Genomic DNA, 20,375 nt, shown 5'->3' with positions numbered 1-20,375 from the left:
TTTAAATTAATACGGATTTTGTAATGAGCTGAAAATGCCTATGGAAGATGGGCTTATTTGTTATGCTCTTTATGGAATTAGGCAATTAGAAGGAAACTTACTTTCCTGATATCAGATTATATTTTCACAAAGAGGCAAGCTACGTCAGCATTATGTATGACGTTTGGGGCTTCTTTATGGATTAGATGTTGATCATGATACAAGACTGTAAGAAGGATTCCCTTCTTATGGTCTTTTTTATTGCAATTGAATAGAAGTAAATCCTTTTTTGACCTGACCATAACTAGCGTAACTTCATTTTTGAAGGAAAGAAGGAACGCATATGTTGGAGTTAAAAGTAAATGGAATCAAAAAATATATGGAAGCGACACTCGTCGTTGAAGATGTTTCTCTTGAAGTCTATCAAGGAGACAAAGTGGGAATCGTCGGGGAGAACGGTTGCGGGAAAAGTACAGTCTTAAAGGTGATTGCAGGCATTGAGCCGATGAATTATTATCCTGGGTACCCGCAGACTTCAAGCTATGGATATGACGAAGGTCTCATTCACCTATCAAAGGGGGCTACAAGTGCGTACTTGGAACAATCGCCTGGCTACCCGGAAGGGCTGACGGCTAGGGATGTCCTTAATTCAGCATTTGAAGAAGTAGATCGAATCGAATTAGAAATGCGTAAATTGGAAAATGAGATGAGAGTGTTGGAAGGGAATGACCTTGATAGAGCTTTGAATCGATACAGCAATCTCATTCAATTATTTGAAGTAAAGGGTGGTTATGAGAGGGTTGAGAAAACAAGCAAGGTCTGTACGGGACTGCAGCTTACAGAAAGTTTGCTGGACCGTGACTTTGACTTGTTAAGCGGAGGAGAAAAAACAACCGTCGGGCTAGGGAAGCTGCTGATCCATCAGCCAAATGTCCTGCTCCTGGATGAACCGACGAATCACCTGGATATGTCATCGATCGAATGGCTGGAAGGCTACCTGAAGAGCTATAAAGGCATGGTCCTCATTGTCTCCCATGATCGCTATTTCTTAGATAACGTAGTCACAAAAATTGTGGAAATTGAAGATAAGAAATCGATTACCTATAAGGGGAATTACTCTTCTTTTGTTCTTCAAAAAGAGGAGAATATGAGAGTGCAATACGAACATTTCAAGGAGCAGCAAAAGAAGATCAAACGGATGGAAAATACGGTAATAAGTTTGAGGGATTGGGCAATGCGAGCTGATAATACGAAGTTCTTTAAAAGGGCAGCAAGCGTTCAGAAGAAGTTATCCAAGATGGAGCAAATCGATAAACCCATTTTTGAAAGAAGGAATATACAACTTGACGTGAAAGCTTCAGGAAGACCGGGGAAAGAGACTATTAAAGGAGTTGGATTGTCGAAACAGTTTGGGGGAGAATTGATATTTACCAATACTGATATCATGGTCCGTCATGGAGAAAGAGTGGGAATGCTGGGTCCAAATGGATGCGGAAAAAGCACTTTCGTAAGGATGCTTATCGGCGAAGATCAACCGGATGAAGGTGTAATTCAGTTTGGGGCAAATGTAAAAGCCGCCTATTTACCTCAAATCATAACATTTAAAAACGAAGAGGTCACCGTCCTTGATGCTTTCCGGGAGAACATCAATATACTGGAAGGTAAGGCTCGGGAATATCTTTCGAAGTTTATGTTTTACAAAGGAAGTGTTTTCAAGAAAGTAAAACACCTTTCAGGGGGAGAGCGAATCCGATTAAAACTTGCTCTGTTATTGTTTCAGGATATCAATCTATTGATTCTGGATGAGCCGACGAATCATCTGGATATCGAAACGATCGAAACGATTGAGGAATCCCTGAACGAATTCAGTGGTACCATTTTCTTCATCTCCCACGACCGATATTTTATCAATAGAATGGCAGAAAGAATCATCGCCGTTGAGGATTATACATTAAAAAGCTACAGTGGCAACTATGATGATTATAAAAAAGAAATGGAAAAGCGAAGTAAAGAGGAAAGAGACTTTTAATTGTGAGGGACGGACCTTGAAAACAAGGTCCGTCCCTATTTCTAAATGTTGGAATTAAAATGTTGACAATTGACTGGGATAGTCGTTATTATTTAATTAAACACTGGTCAATAAAAGGAAGTTTGATAATATGTCACCAAGGAAAGCAGTAGAACATGAACTCACAAAAGAAATGATAATGGGTGCTGCACGGGAGTTATTTCTTAAAAAAGGGTATCAACAGGTTTCCATAAGGCAGGTTGCATCTGAACTGGGTTATAGTCATGGATCAATTTACTATCATTTTAAAAACAAAGCTGAATTATTCTATGCCATAATTGAAAGTGACTTCAAATTGTTAGATCAATGGCTTGATGACGTAATGAATCAAAAGATGGATAATCAAGGAAGGTTGAAGGCAGTGCTCCTTGCTTACATTCGATTTGGTATGACGCATAAAAGTCAGTATGAAATGATGTTTTTATTATCTGATGATGAAGTGAAGAGCTATGTGAATAATGGACCGAACGAATCTTATGAAAAATTTGCTAAAGCCATTATCCTATTGAGTAACAAAAAAATTAGCATCCAGCAGACATGGTCTATATTTCTATCTTTACATGGGTTTGTCAGTCACTACTGCCGTTGTGATGACACATATGTTGAAGTAGGGAACCTTGCAGAGTCACATGTGAATTTTATCCTGAAATCCTTAGGATAAAATTTTTTTGAAATTATTTGACCGGTGGTTAATTAATGAGGGGGAAGAAAAATGAATAAAGTTATGGTCATTGGAGCATCAGGTGGAATGGGATATGCTCTCGTAGAGGAATTAATCAACAGGGGAATCGAGGTAGTTGCATTTGCAAGGGGTAAGGAGAAACTGATTCAATTATTTGGCAGTAAGAAACTAGTAACTATCCGGACCGGTGATGCTGAAAATCCCGACCACCTTATCCAATGCGCTATAGGCTGTGAAATAATCTTTCATGCAATGAATCTTCCTTATGAAGAATGGAGCGGGAAGCTAAGTATGATCACGAAAAATATTATCATTGCTGCAGAAAGAAATAATGCTAAACTCGCTGTGGTTGATAATATTTATGCATACGGAAAAAGCGGTGGAGTAAAGCTGGGAGAGGACTTTGAGAAGCATCCTCATACGAAGAAAGGAAAGCTACGTTTAGATATGGACCACTTATTGAAGGCGTCTTCTGTACGGACTTTGGTTTGCCATTTTCCCGACTTTTATGGACCGAACGCCAAAAATACTTATATTCACTTCACCCTTGATCAACTTATGAAAAAGAAAAAGGCGGGATTTGTCGGACCGAAGGATATTTCTCGCGAATTCATTTATACAAAGGACGGAGCAAAGGTAATGGTAGACTTGGCTTGCATTGATGAAGCTTACAATCAAAATTGGAATATACCTGGTGCCACACCAACGAACGGTATTGAATTTGAACTGCTCATAAAAAGGGTTCTCGGAGAAGAAAAAGGGCTTTACTATATCTCAAAACCGATGTTTTCTCTCTTCGCCCTCTTTGCTGGTAAAGGAATGCGTGAAGCATTGGAGATGCAGTATATTAATTCAGAACCTACACTTCTATCAGGTGAAAAATTGGAAGCGTTCATGGGGAAAATAGAAGCAACGCCCTTCGAGCAGGGGATAAAGGATACGATAGCGTATATGAATGCTTAGCGTAATGAATTACTTAACTGAATATAAATTTTTTATAATTGTGAGGGACGGACCTTGAAAACAAGGTCCGTCCCTCCTCCAATAATAGTGATATAATGAATATCTGAAAAAAATATAGGTAAGGACGTAGATGAAATGAAGTACATATGGAAGCAATATATGAAAGTGCCTTTTGTTTTGAAGATGTCGGTCGGTTTCCTATTAGGAATCATCGTCGGCCTTGTCTTTAAATCAGATGCCGGAATCTTAAAACCATTTGGGACGGTGCTCATTCACCTTCTTAGCTTGATTGCCATTCCGGTGATATTTCTCACCGTGGTTCAAGCAGTGAATAAGATGAGTATGACTCAGCTTGGTCGGATGGGGTGGAAGCTGATTCTTTATTATGCAGCCACTACGGCAGCCGCTGTATTCATCGGTCTTGGCTTGGCGTTCCTGTTCAATCCTGGTACAAGTTTAGAACTGCCTAATACAAAAGTGGAAGAACCGCAAACACCGCAGTTTGGGGATGTTTTACTGCAAATCATTCCTGATAATCTGTTCCAGGCTTTTGCCGGTGGTGATACTCTCGCCATTATGTTCCTGGCGATCATCATTGGGATAGCCATTTCGTGGATGAAATTTTCTACAGAGAGCAAGATGGAAGAATACGGTCAATTATTGGATAAATTTTTCACTGCCTTCAACGAAATGTTTTATATCCTCTTAAGAGGGGTGTTGGCTTATGCTCCCATCGGTGTGTTTGCCATCAGTGCGGCTACATTTGGTCAGCAGGGGTGGGAAACGATCCAATCCCTACTGAAGTTTGTAGGGGTCTTTTATCTGGGGATTCTTCTTCTCTGGGTTGTAGTATATTCTGGATTCTTGAAGCTGTCGGGTAATTCTGTCATACCTTTTTTCAAACAGACGAAAGAAGCATATAGCACTGCTTTCTTTACATCCAGTAGTATCGCCTCCTTGCCGGTAGCCATTCAGTCTGCCAAGAAAGCCGGTATTTCTGAAAAAACGGCAAATTTTGCCTTACCTTTAGGGGCTATCTTCAATTCAGACGGGGGAGCTTTACGTATGGGTGTATCGATTGTATTCGCAGCAAACGTGACGAATCTACATCTTTCTGTTACAGACCTGTTAATGATCGTACTCGTCGGGACCCTACTATCTATTGGAACGTCTGGAGTTCCAGCTGCCGGATTGGTCACATTATCTGCGGTCTTAACGATGTTCGGCTTACCACTAGAAATAGTTGCCCTCATTGCAGGTGTCGATGCCATCATCGGAATGGGAGGGACAGCCTCTAACGTAACCGGTGACATCGTCGGTGCTGCTGTCGTCGATCATTCAGAAGGAAAAAGCGGCTAATTTGTTATGAAAGAGGGACGGACCTTGAAAACAAGGTCCGTCCCTCTATTTAATTCAATGTTCAATCAAGGATATCAGTTCCTTTATGACAGGATCTGAAGTTGCAGTTTCAGGATATACCGCATAGATGGGGCGGTGGACAACATAGGGCTCAATGGGGACGAGTTTGCCTTGGAGCACTTCGTCTTTGGCCATGGAGCTTGAAAGAAATGCGATTCCGAGTCCTCTTACGGCGAGTTGTTTGATTAAGAAATGACTGCTTGCTTCGAGGACTTCAACCGGTACGATTCGCTCTGACTTTAAGAATTCATCCGCATATTCCCGCGTTCCGGATCCTTTTTCCCTGAGGATGAATGGGGAAGAATGCAGGTTCATCCTGTTGCTTGCGAAGAAGCGGAGCTCATCCCGACTGATCACCTCTAGTTGAAAGGGTTCTAATCCTTTCGTTCCTTCTACGAGGGCAAGGTCGAGATTGTTTGAATTCAATGCTTCCACTATCGTCTCGTGATTGTGAATCATCAATTGTAAACGGATTTGAGGGTATAAGACCTTGATCTTTTTTACAAAATCAGGAAGAAGAACATCACTGACGGTGTGAGTGGACCCAATCCGCAATTGAATTTCCTGCTTTTTTTGATTCGCTTGTTCCATTGTCCTCCATATTTCCATCATCTTTTTTCCCTGCTCAAATACCCGTTCTCCTGCAGGCGTCAATTCAAAGTGCTGATTGGTGGAGGAACGGTGGATGAGTGCTACTCCAAGGGCTTGCTCCAGCTTTTTGATGTGGACACTGACAGTAGGTTGAGATAAATTCAGGTATTCACTTGTCTTGGTGAAATGCTGAAGTTGAGCGAGAGTAACAAACGTCCGGATCCAGTCCAGTTGCATCATATACCTCCATTAATAAACGTAATCGACTATATTATCATTATTCATTTCTATTATAACTTATATAGAGGTATAATGTTTTATGAAGGAAGTGACGTACGACATGGAATGGATTTTATTTATGATAGGTGGTGCAGTCATTGGCGTCATCTCAGGTTTTTTTGGGATAGGTGGCGGAATTGTTCTGACTCCTACCTTATTAGTCCTTGGATATGAGCCTAGTCAGGCAATCATTTTATCCCTAATGCTTACCCTTGGGTCTACTGTGACAGGTACTTTATCACATCTGCGATTAAAGAATGTGTCTAAGAAATTAGCGGTTCTCCTTGGAGTGTTCGGAGTAGTAGGCTCTGTAGTAACTGTGCCATTTGTAAAATGGCTTGACGCCATCAACGGGGCATCGACATTCATCTCAATTGTCTATATTGGCATATTAAGTTGGTTTTCTTACCAGTTTTTAAGCAAACGACAACAGGACTCGAGGCCTAAAGGGGTCTTTGCAGCTCCCTTTATAGGCCTATTCACGGGAATGATATCATCCCTTATGGGTGTCAGCGGGGGATTTGTCATGACGCCCTTACTTACAAAGTGGCTGAAACTTGATTTGAACAAAGCGATTGGAACGAGTATTACTGCTGCTTCCATCATCGTTTTGTCAGGTATCACCTCATATATGTACACAGGGGAGTCACTTGACTACCGCCATGGAATCTTGTTGATCATCGGTGCATTGATTGGGACACCAATCGGTTCTGTCCAGCTCAAGCGATTCTCCGGAGTCATTGTAAAACGGATGCTTGCTGTCCTGTATATGGTCGTTGCAGTAAGTGTCATATTCAAGATGCTTTCTATAGCAACAGTCTCACTCGGTTTGATACTGGGAGCGATACTTGTATTCTTCGGAGTGTTGATTTATTCACAACAGCACTCAAAGAGAACAGCAAACTATTGATGAAACCATTTTTTGAGAGAGGGGATTCCCCTCTCTTTTTTTTATTTTTGAAAGTTGGAAGGATAAAGTTGTTAAGGTAGAGAACCTATTTTTATAAGTGAGATCTGAAGTAAGTATTGACCTTATCCTTCTTATCTTGTTTCATTTTTTATTGACAATCTGTCTAATGATTAGCGAGACAATAGACCGTACAATGGTAATAAGTCTAAAATTTTTTAACAAAGGATGATTCTATTGACTATCAATCGAAAAAGATTATGCCTTCATCTGCAAGAGTTAGCTGAAATCGGAAAAATTGGGGAAACTGGCGTTTGCCGCCTGGCTCACTCGAAAGAAGATCGAGAGGGGGTGGATAAGGTAAAAGGATGGATGGAAGAGGCTGGATTAACGGCAAGGATTGATGGATTTGGCAATCTGATCGGCAGGGTGGAAGGAAAGGATAAAAACAAACCAGTCCTTATTCTTGGATCTCACATTGATTCACAGCCTTACGGGGGCAGATTCGATGGGACAGTGGGGGCACTTGGAGCAATTGAAGTTGTTCATACCATGATGGATAATGGAATCATTCCTGAACGGACCATTGAAGTGATTTGTTTTTCTGATGAAGAAGGAAGCCGTTTCAATAAGGGCATTTTTGGTGTGAGGGCTTTGGCAGGGATGCTGGAAGAAGGGGAACTCGAGCGAAAAGACAAGTCGGGGGTGACGAGAAGGGAAGCACTGAAGGAGTTTGGTGTCGATACAGACCTGACACAAAGCCCTGTTTATAAGAAGGGTGATATCGCAGCCTTTCTTGAGCTTCATATAGAACAAGGACCGGTGCTTGAAGGAAAAGATAAGCCGGTAGGGATTGTTTCAGGAATTTCAGGGCCGATTTGGTTGACGGTTACACTCGAAGGATTTGCCGGCCATGCCGGATCCGTTCCCATGAAGATGAGACAGGATGCTCTTATCGGCGCATCGGAAATTATTCGCAAATTCGATGAACTGGTTAAATTAGAAGGTACCGATACAACGGTGGGGACAGTAGGAAGTATGCAGGTGTTTCCGAATTCCAGAAACATTATTGCTGAAAAGGTAGAGTTTACAATTGATCTTCGTGATATTGATCTTGAAGCAAGGACAAAACTCGAACAAAAACTTTATCAAATGATAGAAGAAACCGCTTCTGCTTATCATCTTAAATACGACATCAAAGAAGATACACGAAGTGAACCAAGGTACTGTGCAGAATGGATCAAGCAAGTCATGAAAGAAGAAGACGAAAAGCTCGGATTCGATTCTCCTACCTTGATGAGTGGTCCGTTCCATGATGCCCTGATCATGTCTTATATAAGTGATTATGGAATGATCTTCATCCGCTGTGAAAAAGGAATTAGTCACAATCCATTGGAGTTTGCCGAGATGGATGATATCGAAAAAGGTGTGCAGCTTCTATACGCCACCGCACTGCGAATTTGTCAGGAACAAAGGGTCGATCACCTTGTTCAGGATAAAGTCGGGTACTCTTCAAATGATAAAAACTAAAGAGTAACTTTTGAGCAGTAATTCTGTCCTACTACGACCAAGGTATACATTCACCTGGCCAGGCTATCTCTTAACATAGTAAAGAGATAGCCTCATTTACCGTATAGTCACACCTGTCAAGAAAATCAAAATGGGAGTATATCCGGAAATGGTGCAATCGTTTGCACCATATAGAAATATTAGATAATATTAAACCAAAGCTACTTATCGATGGAGGTCTACATGAAAACTGAAAAACAGAAAATGCTTAATGGTGAACTTTATGAACCATGGGATCCACAATTAACCGAAGAGAGAAAAAAAGCCCGTTATTTAACGCGATTGTTAAATCTAACAACGGAGGAAGAAGGGGAAAAAAGAGTTTCTACAATAAAACGGCTATTCGGTTCAACGGGAGAAACGGTTTATTTAGAACCAAACTTCAGATGCGATTATGGATATAACATTCACGTAGGAAACAACTTCTTTGCTAATTTTGACTGTGTGATATTGGATGTATGCAACGTCAGTATCGGAGAAAATTGTATGCTCGCCCCCGGGGTACATATTTACACAGCGACTCACCCTGTCAATCCCATCGAGCGTAACAAGGGACCTGAATATGGAAAGCCTGTTTCCATTGGGGACAATTGCTGGATAGGCGGCGGGGCAATCATTAACCCAGGGGTGAGCATTGGGGATAATGTAGTCATTGCTTCTGGTGCGGTTGTGATAAAAGACGTTCCATCCAACGTAGTGATTGGTGGTAATCCTGCCCGCGTCATCAAGGAAATTGATTTAGAAGAGAAAAGGTAATGGTAGTAATAAAATAGTAAAAGGAGCTGGGAAACCAAACCCCAGCCCCTTTAGTTAAAATTTTTCAGGAAATTGCTTCACGATTCCATCAGATAAGGCATCAGACAAATGAAGAATATGTGCCTTCCCTTCATCAAAGCTTTTGATATTAGCTTTCCAATCTTTATGAATGCGTGCCACTGCTTCATCGGTAACGAACTGTAGATGCATGTATAGCAAATCTTTCAATTTCTTTTCAGACCAATAGGGATTGGCGCTTGCTAATAATCGGGCAATATCGTCGGCATTTTGATACCATTCTTTATTAAGTTGTTCTACTTGAGCTGATTTACCACCTTTCGCAGAATCTACGATTTTTCCTGCAAGTACAATATGTTCGGTCAATAAATCTGCTAATTTGTTCCCTGCTTTTTCCCCATAATAGGGTTTGATTGCATTCCCGATATCCTTCTGATTCTGAAGCAACCTTGCCAATACTATATCGGTATCCTCCAACCCATCGACTGCACTAATGACATAATTCCTTGTGTAGAAAACATGATCGGTCCATAATATCCTCATTTCTTCTCTGGCCTTTATACCAGCTTCACTTAAACAAGAATCCTGCTTGGCTGCTGCCATTCCGGGTAATGAAAAGAATGAAGACAAGACGATAAGCAAAAGAATCGTAAATTTTTTCAACTGAATTCCTCCCATCATAATTGTACTAACTTTATCATTTGCTTCTTTAAGTCAAACATTCATTAATTTATGATTAGAAGATATCTTAACTTGAAAAAAGTTGTCCATTTTTCAAAAAAATTGAGTTGCTTGTCCTCACCAACCCGACACTTTCGACATAAAGTGTTCTATGGAGGTGATGCATTGGCAAGAAAAATACTACAGTATCTTTTTCTCAGTCCATCCGTAACTCATGCCAATTTAGAAATGGGATCTCCTTCCCTCTCGAATCCGTACGTTGCACAGTTTGGGGTAACTCTTAGGCCCCATATTAAGGTAAAGAAACAATGGTTATAAGATCAACAGTTCATACTGAAAAAATTGAAGCGATCACAGTATGGAACTCCGCCTGTCAAGCAATACAATGATAATGAATAAAGTGAATAAGAACGCGTTTTTCGAAATACAATAGAGAGAAAGAAAAACTAAACCCTATAAGAAAGTCCCCTCCACAATATAGAGTCGTAATAAAAAAAGTGTTTCCTGCTCCTTAGCAGGGAACTCTTTTTATATTGAAAAGAGATGGCGATTGGATATTGTCCAAGCATGCTTGTCCCTATGTGAATATAGTACTATATGTCAAGCTCTTAGGAGGAAGTTAATTGAAAACTATCATGATTGATCCAGGACATGGAGGATCTGATCCTGGTGCAACAAATAAAGGAAATGAAGAAACCTTCAATCTTTTAACAGCACTTGTGGTCAGGGAATATTTAGTGTCGAATTACAATGTGAAGGTGTTAATGACGAGGACTGGGGATCAAACCTTATCTCTGTCAGATAGATCCAACCTTGCCAATCGTTCGAACCTGGATTTTTATTTATCCATCCATCATAATGCTGGTGGAGGGACGGGGTTTGAAAGTTATGTATACAATGGAAGTGTGCCGACACAGACTTTATCTTATCAAAAAATCATACATGAAGAAGTAATAGCGGCCGTTAAACCATTCAAAGTAACAGACAGAGGAAAGAAGAGGGCAAACTTTCATGTACTCCGTGAAACAAAAATACCATCGATGCTTGTCGAAGTTTTGTTTGTTGACAATTCAAAGGAAGTTGCACTTTTGATTGATTTAAAATTTAGACAGGCAGTAGGAATTTCACTTGCAAAAGGAGTGGCAAAAGCACTTTCACTTCCAGCAAAAGAATCGGACAATTTGCCACTTTTCAAAGTGATTGCAGGGTCATTTACAGAACGGAAGAATGCTGAAGACCGGGTGAAAGAGTTGAAAGCGGCATCATTTGAATCTTTCATTGATACTGTAGTCGTTTCAGGGAGAACTTATTACAGGGTTCAAACCGGAGCTTTTTCAGTGAGGGAAAATGCAGAAGATCAGATAACCGCAATAAGTCGTGTTGGGATTGATGCCTTCCTTCTAAGTGAAGGGTCTGCTCCAGTTCCTATACCGACGGACCCTCCGCCAACCTCTCCACCAGAACCTACCCAGCCCCCACAGCCGCCGGGTATCGAGTATTCCATTAAGGGATCAGCTATTATCCAAGCCCAGCAATTAAATGAGTATGCCAAAACCGTGAATCCTTCCGCACCAATGGTGGGTGAATTCTACATTTTTTACGGGAATCTTTATGGTATCCGTGGAGATATTGCATATGCTCAAGCCATTCACGAAACCAATTTTTTCAGATTCACAGGACAAGTGAAACCTTCGCAGAATAACTATGCAGGAATCGGTACAACCGGACCTGGAAACGATGGGGCTTCATTCGCTACGCCTGACCAGGGGGTACTCGCACACATTCAGCACCTTTATGCGTACGCATCAACTGAACCACTTCCTGCAGGTACACCTCTTGTCGACCCGCGATTTTCACTGGTCGCCAGGGGTTCTGCCGAGAACTGGACGGATCTGAATGGAAAGTGGGCAGTACCAGGAACTACGTATGGTCAAAGTATTCTTTCTATATATAAAAGAAATATTGACAATGCCCTGAAATCAATTGAAAGTCAGAAAATATTGCTGAATAATGCTCTGGATAAATTAAAGTAGGCTGCAAGAGAGTGCTGAATGAGCAGCACTCTTCATTTTCTTTATAAGAAAATACACTCATTTTTCTCAACAAATACATTAGTCAGTCCGTACATATCGATGGAAGGAGACACAAATACTAAACATACGTTCGGGAGGTGAGTACAATGGAAAATAAGAATTTTGAACAAATTTATGAAAAATACAAACAGAAAGGTAATGTCCAGGCTAAAATCGAAATTGCTGATGAACTTTCTACAGGGTTAGAACAAATTGTTGCTGTCAGAAGAAATAGTGACGATGACCTTATCGCATTCAAGACCGAGAGTGGCAGGGAGTTGGATTATATAACCGCTCTCCAGGAGGCAAAAGCCGGAAAAATCGCCCATGTCGATGTCATCCATCGTTACGGCAGGGATATCATACGAAGTGAGCCGGATGGGCTGAAAGAAAATAATCTTAGCGAACTTCCTTCCTTTTAAAGGAAAAAAAACGAGCATACCCTATAGTGGGTTATGCTCGTTTTTTTGAGGGACGGACCTATTCGTCTTCCTCCTTAAATAAATGGTGCAACATTCGTTCTCGATCTTCAAAAAATTGCTTCATAATCTGGTAATGGCCCGTGTCCTCAAGATTTGCTTCACTTAAACCATTATCAGTTAGCTGAACGAGTTTCGATGAAGGGTAAGCCATTAAGATGGGGGAATGTGTAGCGATAATAAATTGAGAATGATCATTGACCAGTTCATGTATGCGCGAAAGCATGGACAATTGCCTTAATGGAGATAGCGCAGCTTCCGGCTCATCCAGGATATAAAGACCATTCCCTTGAAATCTGTTCATGAAGGTCGAAAAGAATGCTTCCCCGTGAGATTGCTCATGTAGGGATTTCCCTCCATATGAGTCGATTACCTTAGGACCTGAAAGAGGTTCCCGATCCATTTCTTCAATATTCGTCGCTACATTATAAAAACTTTCCGCTCTTAGGAAAAAACCGTCTTGGGGACGATCTATCCCCCTTACCACCTTCAAATACTGGTCCAAATTCGAGTAGGAATCATACGTAGAAAAAGAAAAATTAAGGGATCCTCCCTCAGGGTTGAATCCAATGGCCATGGCAATGGCTTCTAATAATGTGGATTTCCCCATCCCATTTTCTCCTATGATGAACGTGACATTTGGATGAAGGGAAAGATCCTTTAAGTAGCGTATACTTGGAATATAAAAAGGGTAGGAGTGAAATGAGGGGATGTTTTCTCTCTTGAGCGACACTGCCCGTATGTAAGGCTGATGATCAAATGACATGGTCTCGCTCCTTTTTATCTATAGATTATCATAATTCTTTATCATATATATACTAAAAACTGCCATTACCGGAGTAATGGCAGTACAATAAACGTTATCTTGAAGGTTCAAGCATTACTACACTTTCTATAGTCCTCGCCAATAGGCTGATATCAGTAAATTCTTCGACTTTCATTGTATCCACATAAGTAATGCGGAAGCATTCCATGTCCAGATGATAAGTAACGGTCATAACAGGTGAGTGCTCATGGTCAGAAATCGTATGAACAATCTCACTTTCCTTGAATTCCTTAAGTGTCTTGAGCATGGTTACGATATTTTCTAGTGACATTTACATGTCTCCCTTCTACTGCTAGAGGGATTGACTAAATACAGTCTCGTAGACCCAATGAACCTTAAGTATAACATAGAACAGTGTAAATAGAAACATGCGTTCTGAAAATGACTTGAATTGATCATTATGTCACAGGAAACAAATGTATACCTCCATAAATGGTTTCATATGATGAAAGAGCAAGGGAGGTAGGTGTAGAATGGATGATCGATTACTGAGAGATGCCCCATCAGATTTGAAGTATCCGGATGATATGCTTTCGATCATTCGAAAAGGATTAAAGCCTTCTAAATCCAAAAGGATCATCATCGTTGGCGCTGGGATGAGTGGACTGGTTGCAGCCTCAACATTAAAAGAGGCCGGACACGACGTCATGATTCTTGAAGGAAACAATAGGATCGGGGGGCGTGTTTATACTGTTCGGAAGCCCTTTACTGCCGGGAATTATTTGGATGCAGGTGCTATGAGGATCCCCGATAACCATCGATTGGTATTTGAGTATATCAGGAAATTCAAACTGCCATTTCAACCTTTTCAAAATTCCACTTCCAAAGACCTGTTTTTAGTAAATAATATTTTAGTGACGAGAAAACAGTACGAGGCTGATCCGGATATTCTTCAATATCCCCTACCGGATAACGAAAGGGGGAAAACCGCTTCTGAGCTTTTTCTTGAAGCGACCCAGCCCTTTCTGGATTTGTATAATAATAGTGAGCACGAAGAACAATTGAAATTGATTAAGCAATTCTCGAATTATTCAGTAGGGCAATTTTTGTCCAACAACCCGTTTGGAAAATCCTTATCAATGAATGCCATTCGGAAAATAAATGTCATCCTCGGGATCGAAGGATTTCCTGAGTTTTCATTTGTTGATATATTAAAGGATATTATTTTTCCGATTTTCAGAAAAGAAACAAAGTTTTATGAAATAACAGGTGGCAATGACCGATTGCCCTATTCATTTATGGGTGACCTCCAGTCCCGGATTTTTTTGAATCAAAAGGTGACTCGTATCATACAATCTAAGTCGGGGGTCATCGTTCAAACAGCTAACCAATTGGACGGTACGGGGAGGGAGTATGAAGCTGACTACGTGATTGTCACTATTCCTTTTACCGTGTTTCAATTTATTGATGTCGTACCTTATAACTCTATTTCATTTAAAAAGTGGCAGGCGATTCGTGAAGTAACCAATATTCCTTCTGTAAAAATAGGTATCGAGTTCAGAAGCCGATTCTGGGAAGAAATGAAATACGGAAATATTGTTTCGGATCTTCCTACCCGATTTACTTATATGCCCAGTCATGATATTGGTAGTAACAAGCCTGGTGTGATGCTCGCAAGCTACAGCTGGGGTCAAAACGCTCTCTTGTGGAATAGTAAATCGAAGGAGGCAATTATTTCAGAAGTGTTGAAGGATTTATCCAGGGTTTATGGAAATCGTGTTTATACAGAACTACTGAATTATTTTGTATATAATTGGAGCAAAAATCCTTTCTCGGCAGGATGTTTCACTCTATATACACCGGGACAGGCAGCTGACATCGGAGATTATATCCGGACACCCGAAGGAAGGATCCATTTTGCAGGAGAACATACCTCTTCTTTTCATGGGTGGATAGAAGGTGCGATTGAATCCGGTATAAGGGCTGCGCATGAAGTGAATGGTCGATAAACCAAAGACGCATCTCATCATGCGTTTTTTTAGGTTCAGGTCGTTTTAGAAAAAGATATACTATTTGTTACCTGTTTCCCATAGGAAATCAGACCGAATCCTGAAAAAACCTTCTACTCTTTTGCCTCCCTGCATAAAGTTAACTATTAAATACTTTATATAGGGGTACTGATGATGTCGTATAAGTCTCGAAATAATAATAGCTTAGTCCCACTAGTATTCGTTTCTTTGAAAGCTATCATCCGGGTAGTATTGATAGGCATCATCCTCATGTATGTCATGGTTTGGCTGATTTCATCGACTGCCATTAAATTGAGGGTGGACAGCCTGTTCTATACTTCGGTATCAGAGCTTGTACCAAAAGAGACATTTCTTATGTTGCTGTCACAGGAAATGACGGGTTTGCGCATTGAGAATCAAGAGGCAATGAATACTGACTTTGATTGGTTGGAAAGCGTAACGAATGTATCACTGCTTGATCCAAGGAGTCTATTTGGAAGGGAAATTCCTGGAATCGAAAATTATCATACCCATATAGCCGTTGCCGGAAAAGGGACGGACATTACCAATTTACCTAACGAGTCCCCAGCGCCAACGGAGGACCAGCTGAAGGGTCAGGAAATTGACCAGAACCAAGTCGATCAAGCAAATAACAACTCAGGGGACGGTGTGCAGGAAATAGAAGAAAAATCTGTTTTTATTTACCACTCTCACAGCTGGGAAGCCTTTAGCCCTCTGATCAAAAACAATGACTCGAAAGATCCTGCCAGTACCAATGAAAAGGTCAATGTCATTGCAGTGGGATCAAAATTGAAACAGGAACTTGAATCACGAGGAATCGGTGCGGTACAGGATAAGACAGATGTAAACCAAGCTTTAAAAAATAAAGCTTGGACCTACTTTGAATCCTATAAGTTAACCAGGGGACTGGTTCAGGAAGCGCTAGCTCAAGATGACAATCTAACCTATTTAATAGATGTTCACCGTGATTCCCAGCCCCGAAACATTACAACCAAAACCATAAATGGTAAGAACTATGCCCGGTTATTTTTCATTGTAGGAAAAGAAAATAAGAACTTTGAAAAAAACCTGAAAATCGCAAAAGAATTAAATGCTAAATTAGAAGAAAAGTATCCAGGTATCAGCAGGGGAGTTTTCATTAAAACAAAAGCGGAAGGCAACGGGGTTTATAATCAGGATTTAACAGAACGAGCGATGCTTCTTGAATTTGGTGGAGTAGAAAATAACTTAGTAGAATTATATAATTCCACCGAAGCATTTGCTGAAATTTTTGCCGCCTATTATAAAAAGGATGCTGTGGAGGTTAATGCACAATAATAAATAAATGACGTGAGCCAATGGCTCGCGTCATTTATTTATTTTGGCACTCCTGAATTGTTAAACGGTACTACTAACTGGTCAGTTTCGAGCAATTTTTCCATTGAATAGAACCGATATCACAATGAGGGTGGCATTCCTTCTGGATATAGTAATATTCGTTCTCCAGTTCTTTCAGTGTTAACTCAAATAATTGTTTATCACCTTTTTTGAAAATGTTATGGACAATCAATTTGTTAATTAACTCATTTCTTCGTTTATTGGGTGCTTCCTGAAAAACTTCTCCCATTTTGATCACTCCTCTTGTAATGTAAAAAACAGAGGAAGAGACTTTTCAAGTAAAAAAGCCCACTTCCTAGTAAGATAAGAAGAAGGCTTTAGTGAAAAAAACTTCAACTTATCTTTCAAGCTCAACGCTTGTGGAATTAGCACAGTGTTCTAGAAAATAGAATCTGTTGCTGAGGTATCATCGGGCCAGTCCCTCTACCTCTCTGGATAAGTGGCTATGTGGTTATCAGAATTCAATTATATGTTATATCAAACTATTCCTAGTTGTCAACTATGAATTATGTGCTGGGCGGTAAATAGGTTACAAAGGAACCATAAATGACACCCTGTTCTCTTTCGCATGCTATTTTCCTATTTCAGACACAGTTTCTTTTTCTAATCTGTATAAAACATGATAATCTGTATACATACACGTAATTAATGGAGTGGATGGTATGATGAAAGTAGCTGTAGTGGGCGGGGGAATTACAGGTTTGACAACCCTGTATTACCTGCAAAAAATGTCCAGGGAACATAATCTGGAAATTGAATTAGTTTTGATCGAACGTGATCAACAGCTCGGTGGTAAAATCAAGACGATAACAGAAGGCGATTTTATTATGGAAGCCGGCGCAGATTCTATTGTCGCCCGTAATGAAGGAGTTCTTCCATTGGTCGATGAACTCAACCTTCAAGACGATCTCGTTTACAACGAAACAGGTACATCCTACATATACACAAATGGGGAACTGCATAGAATCCCCCCGGACACGATATTCGGTATTCCGATGAGCATAGAATCCCTTAATGAAAGTACGCTTATTTCCGAAGCTGGAAAGAAAGCAGCTCTCCTCGACCTGGAAACAAGAAATACTCAATTTACGAAAGAAAGTTCCATCGGCGAGTTTTTGGAAGCATTTCTCGGGAAAGAATTGGTTGGAAACCAGATTGCTCCTGTATTATCAGGAGTATATTCAGGGGATTTGTATAAACTGACGATGGCGTCTACTCTTCCTTATCTGCTTGATTATAAAAATGATTATGGAAGTATTATCAAAGGGTTATCTGCAAACAGGGGAAAATTCAAAGGGTCATCCAATAAAAAGTTTATTTCCTTTAGAAATGGCTTATCCACCATTATCGACCGTCTGGAAGAAGTGTGCGGGGATGCGATGGTACTAAAAGGATCAGAGACAAAAAGTCTACATATGAATGCAGGAAAGTACGAGCTCACACTAAATGGACATGAAAGCATCCAAGCGGATTATGTCATATTCGCAACGCCTCATGATGTGACTCAACAGATTCTAAATCATGAAAAGTTAAACAAGAATTTTAATGCACTAAGAAACTCTTCCTTGCTCTCCATCTATTTGGGATTTAATGTTCCTGATGAGGAGCTTCCTGCTGATGGTACGGGATTCATTGTCTCTAAAGGCAGTGAAGTGAAATGCGATGCATGTACATGGACGAGCCGGAAATGGAAGCATACATCCCGAAACCACAACCTGCTGCTAAGACTCTTTTATAAGAGCACGAGTGCTCATTACGAACAGTTAAAGAATTTAAAAGAGGACGAACTGACGGGTGTGGCACTGGAAGATATTAAAAGGACCATCGGAATCGATGCAGATCCGGTTTCAATCGAAGTTACCAATTGGGACAACCTGATGCCGCATTATCATCTGGGGCACAATCAATCTGTAAATGCCTTAAACGATATACTCTTAACCGAGATGCCACGTGTGAAATTAGCTGGAGCATCCTACTTCGGGGTAGGGATCGGTGCCTGTATTCAAAATGGCAGGAAAACAGCTGAATCCATTATAAAAGATGCTATCAATAAAGCTTGATTTTATGGGAGATCAAGCACATAGTTTATAATCCACCTTCGACTTGCTCATACTAAGATATATATGTATCTTAGGAGTGAAACCCATGAACGAAACACAAAACAATATGCTTTCCAAGTTGAAAGAAATCCAAGGTGAACAAACAGATACGTGGATCGATTACTGGTACCAATTTTCTGACTTTGGCTCCTGGCAGTTCTGGGTAATGGCTGCATTCTTCCTTTTGCCGCTGCTATCCCTTTTCCTTTTCCTGGATAAAAAGAATGCGCTTTTATTCGGGTTTTATGGATATAATGTTCATGTATTCTTTACCTATGCAGATGCCATCGGTGCAAATATGTTGAAATGGTTCTATCCATATAAACTCTATCCTTTATTGGCAAGTTCTATTTCACTGGATGTATCTCTTGTTCCAGTTTCCTATATGTTCGTATACCAATGGACCTATCGTCACAAGAAGAATTATTATCTGTACTTGCTTTTAGTAAGCGCTGTTTTTGCATTTGTGCTTAAGCCCATCCTTCTGAGTGCCGGTCTCTTTAATATGAACAAAGGCACAAGTTACATCCATCTATTTGTGATATACATTGCTGTAGGAGTGATCGCGAAATGGATCACGAATTTATTTGTTTATTTTGAAAAAATGAAGAGTCGAAACACACAGTGACCCTAATGGTAGCTGTGTGTTTTATTTTAATTACACAAATCCTATTGAATCTTCTTCAATTATTTGGAATAATTGGTATTGGAAGTTGAAATTGGAAGACATGCTTATTCATTGGGGGAGATTACTTGAAGGACTTACCGGAAATAGTTGACAAAGTACTAAATGAGTATATCAATCTATTCCATCATTATCTGCCGGAGACACTCGAAGGTTTGTATGTCCACGGGTCTATTGCCCTGGAGGCATTCGTGAATGATTCCAGCGACATTGATTTTATTACCGTCACAAACCGAAGACTATTGAAAGAAGACTCCAGTGCACTTAATAAAATACATAAAACGCTTCAACAAATGTTTCAAAAACCGGAAATGGATGGAGTATACATTGTAAAAGACGATATAGAGAAGATGGATTCAAGCTGTAAAGACGAGAACGAAATGTACGCATACTTTAACAATGGTGAATTGAATTACGGAAATTATTTCAACTTCAACCCTATCACGTGGTATTTAATGAAGCATAAGGGGATTAGAATTGTGGGACCAGAAATAGCTTTGATGATATCAGGTCCTACCACAGAAGTATTGCGGCAATATGTTCTTCAAAATATGAATACTTATTGGGTTGGAAGGTTACATTCATTTGAAAAATCCTTTGATGAAGCAAAGCATTTTCCTGCCGATATGTTGGATGCAGAAATAGAATGGTCGGTCCTTGGAGTTCTTCGGCAATACTATACATTGAAAGAAGGGTCTATTATTTCAAAGCAGCACGCCGGTGAGTATGGGTTGAAGCACCTGCCTGAAGAATGGCATAGTCTGATCAGGGAGGCTATGAGTATCCGTTCAGGAACGAATGGGATTAACTCTGACTCCAATGAAATCCGGATAAAAACTACAATTAAGTTTATGACATACCTGATTCCTCTTTGCAATCAATTGAAAATTGAACGTCATATTCATCCCTTAGACACCGAGATAATAGGCAGGAGATAATCCTGCCTATACCTACC

The 20,375-nt window shown here is 40.3% G+C and carries 19 protein-coding genes and 1 riboswitch; of the genes, 14 read left to right on the top strand and 5 right to left on the bottom strand.

Going from position 1 to position 20,375, the window contains the following annotated elements:
* The first annotated feature begins 322 nt into the window (after positions 1–322).
* The 4 genes from abc-f (at position 323) to NQ095_RS03785 (ending at position 5,051) form a co-directional block, all read left to right on the top strand.
* Positions 323–2,008, top strand: a complete 1,686-nt coding sequence (gene abc-f / locus NQ095_RS03800; RefSeq protein ID WP_258262161.1) for a ribosomal protection-like ABC-F family protein — start codon at positions 323–325, stop codon at positions 2,006–2,008.
* 130 nt (positions 2,009–2,138) lie between these two features.
* Positions 2,139–2,708, top strand: a complete 570-nt coding sequence (locus tag NQ095_RS03795) for a TetR/AcrR family transcriptional regulator (protein WP_258262160.1) — start codon at positions 2,139–2,141, stop codon at positions 2,706–2,708.
* 51 nt (positions 2,709–2,759) lie between these two features.
* Complete coding sequence (locus tag NQ095_RS03790; RefSeq protein ID WP_258262159.1) at positions 2,760–3,692, top strand: NAD(P)H-binding protein; 933 nt, start codon at positions 2,760–2,762, stop codon at positions 3,690–3,692.
* Positions 3,693–3,827: 135 nt separating this feature from the next.
* Positions 3,828–5,051 (top strand): dicarboxylate/amino acid:cation symporter, encoded by a 1,224-nt coding sequence (locus tag NQ095_RS03785; protein ID WP_258262158.1) that lies wholly within the window; start codon positions 3,828–3,830, stop codon positions 5,049–5,051.
* Positions 5,052–5,105: 54 nt separating this feature from the next.
* On the opposite strand, the gene NQ095_RS03780 is transcribed toward NQ095_RS03785, so the two are convergent.
* On the bottom strand, positions 5,106–5,942 hold the full coding sequence (locus NQ095_RS03780; RefSeq protein WP_258262157.1) for a LysR family transcriptional regulator: 837 nt from the start codon (positions 5,940–5,942) through the stop codon (positions 5,106–5,108).
* 79 nt (positions 5,943–6,021) lie between these two features.
* Here NQ095_RS03780 and NQ095_RS03775 point away from each other — a divergent pair, with 79 nt between their 5' ends.
* The 3 genes from NQ095_RS03775 (at position 6,022) to NQ095_RS03765 (ending at position 9,213) form a co-directional block, all read left to right on the top strand.
* Positions 6,022–6,891: a sulfite exporter TauE/SafE family protein gene (locus NQ095_RS03775; RefSeq protein WP_258262156.1), complete on the top strand. Its 870-nt coding sequence runs from the start codon at positions 6,022–6,024 to the stop codon at positions 6,889–6,891.
* 234 nt (positions 6,892–7,125) lie between these two features.
* On the top strand, positions 7,126–8,418 hold the full coding sequence (locus tag NQ095_RS03770) for a M20 family metallo-hydrolase (protein ID WP_375162801.1): 1,293 nt from the start codon (positions 7,126–7,128) through the stop codon (positions 8,416–8,418).
* A 222-nt stretch (positions 8,419–8,640) separates the two neighbouring features.
* Positions 8,641–9,213, top strand: a complete 573-nt coding sequence (locus NQ095_RS03765; protein ID WP_258262154.1) for a sugar O-acetyltransferase — start codon at positions 8,641–8,643, stop codon at positions 9,211–9,213.
* Positions 9,214–9,267: 54 nt separating this feature from the next.
* On the opposite strand, the gene NQ095_RS03760 is transcribed toward NQ095_RS03765, so the two are convergent.
* Positions 9,268–9,894, bottom strand: coding sequence for a glycosyltransferase (locus NQ095_RS03760; protein ID WP_258262153.1), 627 nt, complete (start codon positions 9,892–9,894; stop codon positions 9,268–9,270).
* Positions 9,895–10,535: 641 nt separating this feature from the next.
* Here NQ095_RS03760 and NQ095_RS03755 point away from each other — a divergent pair.
* Positions 10,536–11,945, top strand: a complete 1,410-nt coding sequence (locus tag NQ095_RS03755; protein WP_258262152.1) for an N-acetylmuramoyl-L-alanine amidase — start codon at positions 10,536–10,538, stop codon at positions 11,943–11,945.
* Positions 11,946–12,091: 146 nt separating this feature from the next.
* Complete coding sequence (locus NQ095_RS03750; protein WP_258262151.1) at positions 12,092–12,406, top strand: DUF3892 domain-containing protein; 315 nt, start codon at positions 12,092–12,094, stop codon at positions 12,404–12,406.
* 58 nt (positions 12,407–12,464) lie between these two features.
* Here NQ095_RS03750 and NQ095_RS03745 read toward each other — a convergent pair whose 3' ends face one another.
* Together NQ095_RS03745 and NQ095_RS03740 are read right to left on the bottom strand one after the other, a co-directional pair.
* Positions 12,465–13,229, bottom strand: a complete 765-nt coding sequence (locus NQ095_RS03745) for an AAA family ATPase (RefSeq protein WP_258262150.1) — start codon at positions 13,227–13,229, stop codon at positions 12,465–12,467.
* 94 nt (positions 13,230–13,323) lie between these two features.
* Entirely contained in the window at positions 13,324–13,560 is a 237-nt protein-coding gene (locus NQ095_RS03740; protein ID WP_258262149.1) for a hypothetical protein, read from the bottom strand.
* 202 nt (positions 13,561–13,762) lie between these two features.
* Here NQ095_RS03740 and NQ095_RS03735 point away from each other — a divergent pair, with 202 nt between their 5' ends.
* Positions 13,763–15,238: a flavin monoamine oxidase family protein gene (locus NQ095_RS03735; RefSeq protein ID WP_258262148.1), complete on the top strand. Its 1,476-nt coding sequence runs from the start codon at positions 13,763–13,765 to the stop codon at positions 15,236–15,238.
* Between the two features lie 171 nt (positions 15,239–15,409).
* Entirely contained in the window at positions 15,410–16,576 is a 1,167-nt protein-coding gene (spoIIP, locus tag NQ095_RS03730; protein ID WP_258262147.1) for a stage II sporulation protein P, read from the top strand.
* Positions 16,577–16,649: 73 nt separating this feature from the next.
* Here the strand turns inward: spoIIP and NQ095_RS03725 are convergent, their stop codons facing one another.
* Positions 16,650–16,865 carry a Fur-regulated basic protein FbpA gene (locus tag NQ095_RS03725; protein WP_258262146.1) on the bottom strand — a complete coding sequence of 72 codons (216 nt, stop codon included), beginning with the start codon at positions 16,863–16,865 and terminating at the stop codon, positions 16,650–16,652.
* 105 nt (positions 16,866–16,970) lie between these two features.
* Positions 16,971–17,078: riboswitch (SAM riboswitch) on the bottom strand.
* A gap of 220 nt (positions 17,079–17,298) precedes the next feature.
* Between NQ095_RS03725 and NQ095_RS03720 the strand changes: the two genes are divergently transcribed.
* The 3 genes from NQ095_RS03720 (at position 17,299) to NQ095_RS03710 (ending at position 20,358) form a co-directional block, all read left to right on the top strand.
* Complete coding sequence (locus tag NQ095_RS03720) at positions 17,299–18,696, top strand: protoporphyrinogen oxidase (protein WP_258262145.1); 1,398 nt, start codon at positions 17,299–17,301, stop codon at positions 18,694–18,696.
* An 85-nt stretch (positions 18,697–18,781) separates the two neighbouring features.
* Positions 18,782–19,363, top strand: a complete 582-nt coding sequence (locus NQ095_RS03715) for a CBO0543 family protein (RefSeq protein ID WP_258262144.1) — start codon at positions 18,782–18,784, stop codon at positions 19,361–19,363.
* Positions 19,364–19,488: 125 nt separating this feature from the next.
* Positions 19,489–20,358 carry a DUF4111 domain-containing protein gene (locus NQ095_RS03710; protein WP_258262143.1) on the top strand — a complete coding sequence of 290 codons (870 nt, stop codon included), beginning with the start codon at positions 19,489–19,491 and terminating at the stop codon, positions 20,356–20,358.
* Positions 20,359–20,375: the final 17 nt, after the last annotated feature.

The sequence above is a fragment of the Rossellomorea sp. SC111 genome (assembly GCF_024733565.1).
Classification (GTDB): domain Bacteria; phylum Bacillota; class Bacilli; order Bacillales; family Bacillaceae_B; genus Rossellomorea.
This window is presented reverse-complemented; position numbering and strand designations above follow the sequence as displayed.